Below are 11,746 nucleotides of genomic sequence, written 5' to 3' on the forward strand. Positions count from 1 at the left end.
CGGCCCGCCTGCGGCGGCCCGACCCGCCGGGAGAGGCGTTGCCTCCCCCGGACCCCCTCCAAGGTATTTGGGCCAAGATGAAGGAGGCAGGTCAGCCTTTGCGGGCGCGCAGGCGCATGGCCAGGGCCTTTGCCGCCTCGACGGGCAGGATGGCAAGGCATTTCAGGTAGCGCGGGCCAAGGCGGCGCGGGTTCGAAGCCGCCCGCCAGAGCCATTCCATCGAGAACCGGCGCACCAGCGCCGGGGCGCGGTTCTGGGTGCCTGCGAAGAAGTCGAGCCCGGCGCCGATGGAGGCGAAGCCCACCTCCGGCGCCCGGGTGCGTCCGAAGGCGGCGAAGGTCTCCTGCTTCGGCGCGCCCAGCGCCACGAAGCACAGCCGCGCGCCGGAGGCTGCGATCTCGGCCAGGTAGGCCTCCGCCAGTTCGCCTTTGGGGTCGAAGCCCATGCGCGGGGCGATGCAGCAGGCCACGGTGAGGTCGCGCACCTCGCGTTCGAGGTATTCCTTCGCGGCCTTCAGCACCGCGTCGGTCGCGCCGAAAAGCGCCACCTGCACGCCCTGCTGCGCGGCGATGCGCGCCAGCGGCAGGATCGCCTCGGACCCCGGGATCAGCGAAACCGGGCGCCCGGCCAGCTTCGACATCCAGACGATCGGGTTGCCGTCTGCCACCACGAAGTCCTGCGCGGCATAGGTCACGCGGAATTCGGGCGAGGCGCGCAGCTTCACCAGGTGGTCCAGGTTGATCGTGGCGAGCGCGAACCCGCGTCTTTGTGCGAATCTCTCCCGCACCCGCGCTTCGAGCACGGCCCACGTCGGCACGTTGACGCGGATGGGAAGGTCCTCGATCCGGAATTCCATGACAGCCTCTTTGTCCCCGCGTGATCCATAGCCCGGATCGGCGGCACATGCCGTGCCGAAACTGCAACATGGGCCGCAAAAAACGTGCGAATGATGCTGCGCCGCCGCAGCGCAGCGGGTTTGACGTGCGGATGCCGTCTTATGGCCATGTTTGGCTGCAAGCGAAGGGTCAATGGTTAAGGGGGTCCGCTGGTGGTTGCGGAACATTGGACAATCGGGGTGCGTGGCGCCGCAAGGGTGGCGGCATGACGGACAGGGTTCTGTTGCTCGGCTGCGGGTTCGTGGCCGACCTTTACGCCCGGTCGCTCGCCACGTTCCCGGGGATCGAGGTCGCCGGGGTCTACGACATCGACGCGGGCCGGCTGCGGGCTTTCTGCGCGCACTGGTCCCTGCCTGCCGCTGAGTCCTTCGAGGCGCTGCTGGCCATGGCACCCGGCGCACTGGTGCTGAACCTCACCAATCCCGGCGCGCATTTCGAGACCTCGCGCGCCTGCCTCGACGCCGGGCATCCGGTCTATTCCGAAAAGCCGCTGGCCATGACGGTGGAGGACGCGAAAACCCTGCACGCGCTGGCGGCGGAGAAGGGGCTGGCGCTGGCCTCCGCCCCCTGTTCGGCGCTGGGCGAGGCGGCGCAGACGTTGGGCCGGGCGCTGCGCGACGGCGTGGCCGGGACCCCGCGCGCGATCTACGCGGAGCTCGACGACGGCTTCATCCCGCAGGCGGCCTATGACAAGTGGCTGTCAGAGTCCGGCGCGCCCTGGCCCGCGGAGGACGAGTTCCGCGTCGGCTGCACGCTGGAACACGCTGGCTACTACCTGACCTGGCTGATCTCGTGGTTCGGGCCGGTGCGCACGGTGGTCGCGGCCTCGGCCGAAACGATCCCCGACAAGGGCGGCCATGGCCCTTCGGCGCCGGACCTGTCGGTGGCGGTGCTGTATTTCGAGAACGGGCCGGTGACGCGGCTGACCTGTTCCATCGTGGCGCCGCACGACCATTCGATCCGCATCGTGGGGGACAAGGGGGTGTTGTCCTGCGACGCCGCGTGGGACAATGCCGCGAAGGTGCGCTTTGCCCGGCGGCTGACGATCCGGCGGCGCCTGATGGAATCGCCGGTGAAGCGCCGCATTCGGCTGAAACAGCCGACTCATCCGAAGGTGGCGCGCTGGGGGGCGGCCGCGATGAACTTTGCGCTCGGACCCGCCGAGGTGCTGGAGGCGCTGCGCGAGGGGCGCCCCTGCCGCCTGTCGAACGACATGGCCCTGCACCTGACGGAGGTCACGCTGGCGATCCAGAACGCGGGCGAGACGACGGGCGCGCAACGCATGACGACGACCTGCGCGCCGATGGAGCCGATGCCATGGGCGAAGTGAAACCGGAGCTTCAGGAAGGCGAAGTGAAACCGGATCGCACACAGACACAAGCCCGACCGGAAAGGCAGGCAACCGAAGTGACACCGGAGCAAGGCAAAGCGGCAAAGGACAACGCCTCCGCCCGCCCGGGCGAGGACGAGGCCCGCCTCGCGCCCGCAGCGCCCGGTCCGCGCATCGTCGTCACTGGCGCCAGCGGTTTCCTCGGGCGCGCCTGCGTGGCTGAGGCTCGGCGCCACGACCTGCCCGTCCTCGCTGTCACCCGCGGCAGCCCCCTGCCCGGCTGGGCCAGCGACGCGGGCATCACGACCCTGCAACTGGACCTCACCGCACCGGAGGCCGCCGACCGGCTGACCGGGGCGCTCATCGAAGACAGCGCCCTGATCCATGCCGCAGCCCACCTTGGCGACGATGCGCAGGCGCTGGCCCGCGACACGCTGCAGGCCAACCGTGCGGTCCATGCCGCCTGGACGGCCAAGGCGCCGCGCCTTGTGCTGATCTCCTCCCTCGCGGTCTACGACACCGACCGGCTGCACCCGGGCGACGCGCTGAGGGAATCGAGCGCGCTGATCCCCCTGCCCGACGCCACCCTGCGCGGCGCGCGCGATCCCTATGCCGGGGCAAAGCGCCTGCAGGAGGCGATGTTCCTCTTCGACGATGCGCTCGACGACGACTGGATCCTGCGGCCCGGCGCGATCTGGGGACCGGGCCGGTCATGGCACGCGCTCCAGGGTTTCTGGGCGTCGAAGCTCTTCGTCACCATCGGGTCGGAGGGCGAGCTGCCGCTGGCCCATGTCGACCACGTCGCCCGCATCGCGGTGGAGGCGGCCCGCACCCCGACCCCCGGTCCGGGCGTGCTGAACGTCTTCGACCACGACCGCCCGACCCGCGCGCGCTTCCTGAAGGCGCACCGCAAGGTGCACGGCTGGCCGCGGCTGAACGTGACCGTGCCCTACACCCTCTGGTCCGCCATGGTCCGCGTGCTGCGCCCCGTTGCGCACAAGCTGCCCGGGCTCTTCCGCGAACCCGTGCTGCGCGCCCGGATGATGCCGCTGCGCTATCCGACGGACCGGTTGCACAGCGCCTTCCCCGGCAAGGGCGCCCGGTTCGAGGATCTGATGACCGCCACGCGGGAGGGCCGCGCATGACCCTGCCGAAACTGGCCTACCTGACCGGCGAATACCCCCGCGCCTCCGACACCTTCATCCAGCGCGAGGTGGCGGGCCTGCGGGCGCTGGGGCACGAGGTCATGACCTGCTCGATCCGCACCACCGGCGCCGAACACCTCGTCGGGCCGGAACAGCGCGAGGAGCACAAGCGCACCTTCAAGGTCTTGGCCGCCTGCAAGGGGCCGCGCCTGCTGTCCGCGCACCTGCGCTGGATGGCCCGGCCGAAACGCTACCTGCGGACGCTCCGGCTGGCATGGCAGACCGCGCCCAAGGGGCTGAAAGGCCGGCTCTACAACCTGATCTACTTCGCCGAGGCGGGCGTGCTGGCCGACCACATGGCCCGCAACGGCGTCACGCACCTGCACAACCACATCGCCAAGGCGTCCTGCACGGTGGCGATGCTGGCGTCCGAACTCTCGGGCATTCCCTACAGCTTTACCATCCACGGGCCGGACATCTTCTTCGAACCGCATCACTGGCGGATCGACGAAAAGGCCGCCCGCGCGCGTTTCGTCGCCTGCATCAGCGACTTCGCCCGCTCGCAGCTCATGTGCTTTGCCGACCAGATGCACTGGGACCGCTTCCACGTCATCCATTGCGGCGTCGACCCGGCCCGATACACCGCCGCACCGCATTACGGCGAAAGCCTGCTGTTCACCGGGCGCATGGCGGCAGTGAAGGGCGTGCCGGTGTTGCTGCAGGCCATGGCCGAACTGAAGCCGAAGTACCCCAACCTCAGGCTCACGCTGATCGGCGACGGGCCGGAACGGGTGGGCATCGACGCGCTGGCCCGCCAGCTCGACCTGCACACCTGCGTCACCTTCCTGGGCTACCGCAGCCAGGCGGAGGTGGCAGAGGCACTGGCAGAGGCCGACATCTTCACCCTGCCCAGCTTTGCCGAGGGCGTGCCCGTGGTGCTGATGGAGGCGCTGGCCTCCGGCGTGCCGGTCGTCACCACGCAGATCGCGGGCGTGCCCGAACTGGTGGAGAACGGCGAGACCGGGCTCTTGGTGCCGCCGGGCGATCCCGATGCGCTGGCCGCCGCCATCGCCACGCTGCTGGACGACCCCGACCGCCGCCGCGCGATGGGCGCAAAGGGCGCCGCGAAGGTCGCCGCCGACTTCGACGTGGCGCAGGAGGCCGCGCGCCTCTCCACCCTCTTCACCGCCTATGCGGAAGACAAGCAGCCGCCGAAACGTCCGGAGCCGCGCCCATGACCCCCGTCGATGTCGTCCTGATCGGTCGCAACGAAGGGGACCGGCTGAAGGCCGCGCTGGCCTCCGTCGCCGGGCAGGCGCGGCAGATCGTCTATGTAGATTCCGGGTCGACCGACGACAGCGTGGCCGCCGCCGAACGCGCCGGCGCAAAGGTCGTCAACCTCGACATGACCCGCCCCTTCACCGCCGCCCGCGCCCGCAACGCCGGGTTCGATGCGCTCGACGCGCCGGAATACGTGCAGTTCATCGACGGCGACTGCGCGCTGGTGCCCGGCTACCTCGACGCCGCGCGCGCCTTCCTCGACCTGAACCCCGGCACCGGCATGGTCACCGGCTGGCGGTCCGAGATCCACCGCGACGCCACGCTCTACAACCAGCTCTGCGACTGGGAATGGCGCCGTCCCGCGGGCGAAATCGCGGCCTGCGGCGGCGACATGATGGTGCGGGCGCAGCTCTGGCGCGACGTGGGCGGCATGAACCCCGAGGTCATCGCCGCCGAGGACGACGAGGTCTGCGTGCGCTTCCGCAAGGCGGGCTGGACGCTGCACCGCATCCCGCACGAGATGACGCGCCACGACGCCGCCATGACCCGTTTCGGCCAGTGGTGGACCCGCGCGGTGCGCACCGGCCACGGCTTTGCGCAGGTCGGCCACCTGCATCCCGAATACTTCGTACGCGAACGCCGCCGCGTGCTGGTCTACGGCCTGGCGCTGCCGCTGCTGTTCCTCGCCGGGCTGCTGACCACCCTATGGCTGTCCGCCGCTGTCCTCGCCGTCTACGCGCTGAACTACGTGCGGACGGCTCAGGGGCTGATCCGCGACGGGCTGCCCGCCGCGCAGGCGTGGCGGCACAGCCTTCTGCTCACCCTGTCCAAGATTCCAAACCTCATCGGCATGGCCCGGTTCCACACGCGACGCGTGCGGCGGTCGGACATGCGCATCATCGAGTACAAGTAAATGTCGAAAACCATTCCCATCGGCCTGATCGGCGCCGGATACATCGCAGACTGGCACGCGGACGCCCTGAAGGCGACGCCGGGGGTGCGGATCGCCGCCGTCTGCGACCCCCGCGAATCGGCTGCGCAGGCCCTCGCGCAACAACATGGCGCGCAAGTATTCACATCTGTGCAGAAAATGATCGAAGCGCACGTTTGCGAGGCAGTCCACGTACTCACCCCGCCCAACCTGCACGAGCCCATTGCGACAGAATGTCTCTCTGCGGGACTTCATGTGCTTGTGGAAAAGCCTGTTGCCGAATCAAGCGCCGCGACCCGGCGAATCGCCGAAGCCGCGCAGGCGGCGGGCCGTTTCTTTGCACCCGGTCACAACTTCCTCGGGCTGCCGTCTTACCGCAGGTTGAAAGATGCGATGCAGGCAGGGGATTACGGCCGGATTCACACCGCCGAGATCACATGGGCCCTGCCGCTCGCCCCGCTGCGCTCCGGCCCGTACAACCTGTGGCTGTTGAGGAAGCCGGAGAACCTGCTCCTCGAACTGGGGCCGCACCTCTTTGCCTTCGCCCACGACCTCTTCGGCCCGGTGACCGTCACCCATGCCGAGGCAGGGCACCCCGTGATGCTCCCGGGCGACGATCCGCGCCCGCAGTCCTTCCGCATTCTCGCCCGTGCGGGCCACGTCAACCTGCTCTTCCAGATCGCCATGGTGGAGACCGTGGATGACCGCTCCGTCACGCTGCGCGGCTCCTCCGCCCGGGCGCGGCTCGACTACGCCTCCGACGTGCTGACCGTCGAACGGGAAAACGCCGCCGACCTCGTGATGAACCCGCTCCGCCGGCAGCTCGACCTTTCCGGCCAGCACCTGAAGAACGGCCTGCGCAACGCCTGGACGCAGGGTAGGTCGCTCAACACGAAGAACCCCTACGCGCAAAGCTTCCGGGGCATGGACGCCGCGATCTACGGCGCCATGGCTCAGGGCAGGCAGCATCCGTCCTTCTCCGCCGACAGCGCCGTGGCCGTCATGCAGGCCATCGACGACGCCATCACGCTGCTGCCCGACGCGGCCAAGCAGGTGGCGACGCCGCCCGTCGCCTCCCGCAGGCCGCAGCCCACCGCCATGGTCATCGGCGGCACCGGCTTCATCGGGCGCGCGCTGACCCGCCGCCTCGTCGACAACGGCTATGACGTGCGCGTCCTGTCCCGCGGCAAAAGCGGCCCCTTCCCCGACCTGCCCAACAGCGTCGAGACGGTGGGCGTCAGCCTCTACGACCTCGACGCGCTGACAGAGGCGATGCAGGGCATCGAGGTGGTCTTCAACCTCGCCCGCTCGCTCGAAGGGACATGGTCCGACGCGCTGATCCACGATGTCGGCGTCGCCACCCGCATCGGCATGGCCTGCGAAAAGGCCGGCGTGAAGCGGCTGATCTACACCGGCACCATCGCCTCCTACGACATGTCCGACCCGACACGGACCATCACGGAGGTCACGCCCTTCCCCGCCGACATGACCGACCGCAACATGTACGCCCGATCCAAGGCCGAATGCGAACGCCAGCTCATGAAGCTCCACAAGGAGCGCGGCCTGCCGCTGGTCATCGCCCGGCCCGGCATCGTCGTCGGCCCCGGCGGTCCGCTCCAGCACTGGGGCATCGCCCGCTGGCACGGCGCGGGGGCGGCCCGCATCTGGGGACCGGGCACCAACACCCTGCCCTTCGTGCTGAACGACGACATCGCCGACGGGCTGGTCGCCATGATCGACGCGCCGGTGGTGGGCGAAAGCTTCAACCTGACGGGCGAACCGATGCTGACCGCGCGCGACTACTTCGACGCGATCAACGACCGTCTCGGCGCGCGCATCCGCGTGTCCTCGGGCAACCTCACGGCCTTCTACGCCTCGGACGCGGTGAAATACCTGCTGAAGAAGCACGCGCTGCGCCGCAAGGGCGTGGTCCGTCCCTCGCTGGCCGACTGGAAAAGCCGGGCGCATTTCTCGCCCTTCGACAACGCCAAGCCGAAGGCACGGCTGGGCTGGCAACCCGAAGCAGACCGCGCGCGTTTCGTCGACCGGGCCATCGGCGACGCCGGGCTGTTCGGCTTCTGACGGTGGTGTGATGGTGCCGCTTGGTAAACAATCCCTTCGGATCACCATATTATGGCCAGATTCAACTGGTCTAACGGGTCTGAGCATTTGCGCCCACAAGAGGGGTGCAGAGATATCAACCGGCGCGCGCGCCGCCTGCGCCGGATGGGCAGGAGCCCGAGGGCACAAGGCATGAACATGATGGACAGCCGCAAGTTTCGCCGCAAGCGCAAGCCCCTGACACCCGGAGAGCCCTCCGTGCAGGAGGACACCTCGAAGGACATGGCCCCGGTTCCCCCGCTGGAAACGCGGGAGGAACGTCTGGCCCGCCGCGCCCGCGAGGAAGAGGCCCAGCACCCGGCCGACCCCGAAGCCAGCCGCCTCGCCCGCGCCCGCGAGGCCGCCCGCCTCGCCGCCGCCGAAGCCCGCCGCAGGGCAGAGGAACAGGCAGAAGCGGACGCCCGGCGCGAGGCCGAGGATCAGGCCAGCGCCGATGCGGAAGCCGAAGCGCAGCGCCAGGCCGAGGAACACGCCCGCGCCGACGCAGAGGCCGAAGCCCGCCGTCAGGCAGAGGAACAAACCCGCGCCGAAGCGGAGGCCGAAGCCCGCCATCAGGCAGAAGAACTGGAACGTGTCGAGGCGGAAGCCGAAGAACGGCGCCGGAAGCTCGCGGAAGCGCGGCAGGCGGCAAAGCTGCGGCGCGCCGAAGAGGCACGTCTGGCCGAAGAGGCCCGCCGCGAAGCCGCGACCGAAGAAGACGACACAGACACCGACGAGGCGCAGGCGGACACCCCGCCCGCGCGGCCCGTCCCGGCCATGCCGCCGCTTTCGCTCACGCCGGAGCAGCGCAGCCATCCGGCCGCGGCCCCCGGACCCGCCCCGGCACCCGCCCCGGCGCCCCGTCCGGAGGCCAGACGCCCGCAGCCCGATACAGCATGGCTCGACCTGCCCGTGGCGCGGTTCGAGCTGGGCCAGCTCAACCACAACCGGGTCGTCACCGCAGACCGGCTCGACCCCGCTCATGCCACCTTCGACGTGCTGCGGACCCGGCTGATGCACACGCTGGCCGAACGCGGCTGGAAACGGGTCGCCGTCACCTCGCCCGGCAAGGGCTGCGGCAAGACCTTCACCGTCGCCAACCTCGCCATCTCGCTGTCCCGGCAGGAAAACACCCGCACGCTGGTGATGGACTTCGACATGCGCCGCCCGAACCTGCACCGCGTGCTGGGCGTCGACAGCCCCGGCCCCATCGGCGACATGCTGCGCGGCAGGATCGCGCCTGAGGATCACCTGATCCGGCTGGGCGAAAACGACTTCAACGCCGGGCACAACATCGCCTTCGGCCTGAACACGGTGACGGAGCCCTATGCCTCCGAACTGCTGCAGGACCCGCGCACCCGCTCCACGCTCGAACGGATCGAAGAGGAACTGCGCCCCGACGTGATGCTGTTTGACCTGCCGCCCGCGCTGTCCTTCGACGACGTCATCGCCTTCCAGCCGCTGTTCGACGGCGTGCTGCTGGTGGTAGGCGGCGGCCTGACGACAGAGCGCGAGATCAAGGAAGTGGAACGCCGTCTCGGCACCGAAACGCCGCTTCTGGGCATGATCCTGAACAAGGCCGAAGGCGTGGACGTGGGCCGCTACGCCTACTGAGCGGCGCCTTCGGGCCGGTCACCGACCCTCTCGCTCAGACAGACTCCCGAATAAACAGTCCAACAGGCAACCGCGGCGAGGCCCCACCGGCCCGCCGCGGTCCCCTTCCCGTCCGATCCCCACCAGAACGGGACACGTGTACCGATTGGTCGTGGATCAGCCGCGGACGGCGCGGCGCGGCGTGCCGCTGCCGAACAGCGCACCAAGGCCAGAGGTCTTCGCCAGCCAGGCGGTCACGCCGCCAACCAGCGCAAGGATTCCCAGCGCCCGCGCCAGGAACTTCAGCCCGCCCCAGGTCCGGTCGCGGCGGTTGCTGATCACCGGGATCGCCACCACCGGCTGGATGCCCAGAAGGCGCTCCATCTGCTGCTGGCTGCGGATCGCGGGGTTCATCACCTCCAGCCCAAGCGCCACCATCAGACCGGCCAGAAGGCTGGCGAAGGCGCCGATACCGGCGATCTTCTTGCGGCTGGAGGTCATCGGGTTCTCCGGCACCAGCGCGGTTTCCAGCACCTCGTAGCGGCCGCCGGCCTGACGGTCCTGCAACGCCTGGCCCATCTCGGCCTCGGCCTTGCCGCGGGTGATGACGCTGTACTGGTCCTTCAGGCGGTCCATCTCGCGTTCGAGCTGGCTGAGCTGGCGCTCCACCTCGGGGGCCGATGCGATCTGGCCCTCGATCTCGGTCGCGCGGGCGGCAACCAGCGCGCGCTGATCCTCAAGCTGGGCGACCTGCCGGGCCAGTTCCTCGGGCCGCTTGCGGGCGGTGTCGGACTGGATGGTGATGATCTCCTGCGCCAGGTCCAGCTCCGTCTCGCGCAGCGTGGTCAGCTGGGTGCGCAGAGCCGCAACACCGGCGGGAAGCTGCGCCGAATTGGCCTGCTTGTACTCCGCGATGCGGTTTTCCAGCGCGACGATCTCCGCGTTCACGCGGGCTTCCTCGGTTTCGTAGAAGGCCAGCGTCTCGCTCGCCTGCCGGGCCGAACGGTCGCGGGATTCGGTGATCACCTTGTTCATCAGGTCGTTCGCCACGGTCGCGGCCTTGTCCGGGTCGGGCAGCATGACGGAAATCATCAGGCCCGACGGCGCCTGCGCGGCGGCGGTGAAGGTCGGGGCGGGATTGGTGATCGGGGTGATCCGCGCCGCCTGCCGCATCATGTAGATGCGCTCGCCGTCGTTGCGCTCCGGGTCGTCGGAAAACAGGTCGTACTTGTCCATCAGGGTCATGAGGTTGTCGCGCGACATCAGCCGCTGCTCGATCAGCTGCAGCCGGCGCGAGGCCTCGTTGGCGTCGGACACGGTGGCCGTGGCGGTGCTGGAAACGCGGGCGTCCTCGATCTGGACCACGGCGGTCGCCTCGTAGACCTTCTGCTGCACAAGGGCATAGTCGACCGAGATCACGCACCCGACGAGGAAGATGCCGATGATCACCCACGCACGGCGGCGCAGGGCGGCGAAGATCTCTCCGACGGACTGGAACTGGTTCATGTCACATGCTCCCGCAAAGTTGGCCCCCGATGCGGAGAGGGCTGCCCCGATCTGGCCAACGCAATTGACCGATTGCGACCGAAACGCGCCCTCTTCTGGCCGCAATCTAGGCGATTTGCCATATTTAAGCCACGACCCGATGGTCGGTTTCCCGGAAACAGAGCGTCGCCGGATCGCGAAACACCGCCACAGTTTCGCCGCAATTTCCGCAGGATAGGGCGAATGCAGCGATCCTGTCGGGATTGGACACGCATTGGTGATGCCATGCTAGGCCCCGGTCCGGCAAAGCGACAGGATCAGCCCGCCACCGACCGCCTGAAGGATGGGTAGGGGCCGCCGCGATTCGGGCGGAATTGCGGCGACCTCCGGATGATCGGTGTAGCGGGCGCGGCCCCGGGCGAGGTCGACCTCGATGCCGTGGAAACCGTGCAGCACGCGTGTGCGGGGATACTCCGCCTTGAAGATCGCCTCCTTGGCAGAGAACACCCGGATCGGCGGCATGGTCCCTTCGGCAGGCAGGCAGATCTCCTCCACCAGCCCGGGGTCCAGCGGTTTGTCCTCTTCCAGGTCGATGCCGAGACGCACCGGCGGGCGGGCGACCGCGGCCACCGCAAGCCCGGAGGCGTGGCTGATGGAGCCGGTCATCCCGACAGGCCAGAGCGGCAGCCGGTCAGGTCCGGCGGGCAAACCGTCGGCCAGATCGTCAGACGGCAGGCCGAGGCCCGCGCGGGCGCGGCGGACGGCAAGGCGCCCGGCGGCGAACTCCTGCCTGCGGGCAGGCACGGCCCGGGCGACGGAGGCCGCCTCCGAAGCGGTGAGCCCCGCCTCTTCGCCGATCCGCGCCATGCCCCAGTGTATACCGGGTGCATGCAGCCGCTCGATCAGCGTCAGCAGAGCCTGTTGCGGGCCGGTCATCTCTGGCCGCTTCCGGTGCGGTTTCGGACCGCTGACGCGGCCCGACCCG

9 protein-coding genes are annotated in these 11,746 nt (G+C 69.4%); 6 read left to right on the plus strand and 3 right to left on the minus strand.

Translation table 11 applies throughout. The annotated features are described in order from the left end of the window. Positions 1-91: 91 nt before the first annotated feature. Positions 92-856 (minus strand): WecB/TagA/CpsF family glycosyltransferase, encoded by a 765-nt coding sequence (locus tag ACU0DV_RS20915; RefSeq protein ID WP_446240745.1) that lies wholly within the window; start codon positions 854-856, stop codon positions 92-94. A gap of 245 nt (positions 857-1,101) precedes the next feature. Between ACU0DV_RS20915 and ACU0DV_RS20920 the strand changes: the two genes are divergently transcribed. The 6 genes from ACU0DV_RS20920 (at position 1,102) to ACU0DV_RS20945 (ending at position 9,297) form a co-directional block, all read left to right on the plus strand. Next, positions 1,102-2,226 carry a Gfo/Idh/MocA family protein gene (locus tag ACU0DV_RS20920; RefSeq protein ID WP_446240744.1) on the plus strand — a complete coding sequence of 375 codons (1,125 nt, stop codon included), beginning with the start codon at positions 1,102-1,104 and terminating at the stop codon, positions 2,224-2,226. Next, positions 2,214-3,371, plus strand: a complete 1,158-nt coding sequence (locus tag ACU0DV_RS20925) for an NAD-dependent epimerase/dehydratase family protein (protein WP_446240743.1) — start codon at positions 2,214-2,216, stop codon at positions 3,369-3,371. Before ACU0DV_RS20920 ends, ACU0DV_RS20925 begins: the two co-directional genes overlap by 13 nt. Then, on the plus strand, positions 3,368-4,609 hold the full coding sequence (locus ACU0DV_RS20930) for a glycosyltransferase (protein WP_100928797.1): 1,242 nt from the start codon (positions 3,368-3,370) through the stop codon (positions 4,607-4,609). Before ACU0DV_RS20925 ends, ACU0DV_RS20930 begins: the two co-directional genes overlap by 4 nt. Continuing rightward, entirely contained in the window at positions 4,606-5,565 is a 960-nt protein-coding gene (locus ACU0DV_RS20935) for a glycosyltransferase (protein WP_446240742.1), read from the plus strand. The genes ACU0DV_RS20930 and ACU0DV_RS20935 overlap by 4 nt, the downstream gene beginning before the upstream one ends. Beyond that, the gene (locus ACU0DV_RS20940) at positions 5,566-7,665 is read left to right on the plus strand and encodes an NAD-dependent epimerase/dehydratase family protein (RefSeq protein ID WP_446240741.1); all 2,100 of its coding nucleotides are present in this window, start codon (positions 5,566-5,568) and stop codon (positions 7,663-7,665) included. 171 nt (positions 7,666-7,836) lie between these two features. After that, on the plus strand, positions 7,837-9,297 hold the full coding sequence (locus ACU0DV_RS20945) for a CpsD/CapB family tyrosine-protein kinase (protein ID WP_446240740.1): 1,461 nt from the start codon (positions 7,837-7,839) through the stop codon (positions 9,295-9,297). A 156-nt stretch (positions 9,298-9,453) separates the two neighbouring features. Here the strand turns inward: ACU0DV_RS20945 and ACU0DV_RS20950 are convergent, their stop codons facing one another. Together ACU0DV_RS20950 and ACU0DV_RS20955 are read right to left on the minus strand one after the other, a co-directional pair. Beyond that, the gene (locus ACU0DV_RS20950) at positions 9,454-10,782 is read right to left on the minus strand and encodes a GumC family protein (RefSeq protein ID WP_100928794.1); all 1,329 of its coding nucleotides are present in this window, start codon (positions 10,780-10,782) and stop codon (positions 9,454-9,456) included. Positions 10,783-11,049: 267 nt separating this feature from the next. Next, positions 11,050-11,746: 4'-phosphopantetheinyl transferase family protein (locus ACU0DV_RS20955; protein WP_446273576.1), on the minus strand; the 697-nt coding region annotated here is incomplete at its 5' end.

It is taken from the genome of Sagittula sp. (assembly GCF_052825245.1).

Coding starts and splice junctions, on each gene's coding strand:
- ACU0DV_RS20930 (WP_100928797.1), top strand. CDS start 3,368: ATGACCCTGCCGAAACTGGCCTACCTGACCGGCGAATACCCCCGCGCC.
- ACU0DV_RS20950 (WP_100928794.1), bottom strand. CDS start 10,782: ATGAACCAGTTCCAGTCCGTCGGAGAGATCTTCGCCGCCCTGCGCCGC.
- ACU0DV_RS20945 (WP_446240740.1), top strand. CDS start 7,837: ATGAACATGATGGACAGCCGCAAGTTTCGCCGCAAGCGCAAGCCCCTG.
- ACU0DV_RS20925 (WP_446240743.1), top strand. CDS start 2,214: ATGGGCGAAGTGAAACCGGAGCTTCAGGAAGGCGAAGTGAAACCGGAT.
- ACU0DV_RS20935 (WP_446240742.1), top strand. CDS start 4,606: ATGACCCCCGTCGATGTCGTCCTGATCGGTCGCAACGAAGGGGACCGG.
- ACU0DV_RS20940 (WP_446240741.1), top strand. CDS start 5,566: ATGTCGAAAACCATTCCCATCGGCCTGATCGGCGCCGGATACATCGCA.
- ACU0DV_RS20920 (WP_446240744.1), top strand. CDS start 1,102: ATGACGGACAGGGTTCTGTTGCTCGGCTGCGGGTTCGTGGCCGACCTT.
- ACU0DV_RS20915 (WP_446240745.1), bottom strand. CDS start 856: ATGGAATTCCGGATCGAGGACCTTCCCATCCGCGTCAACGTGCCGACG.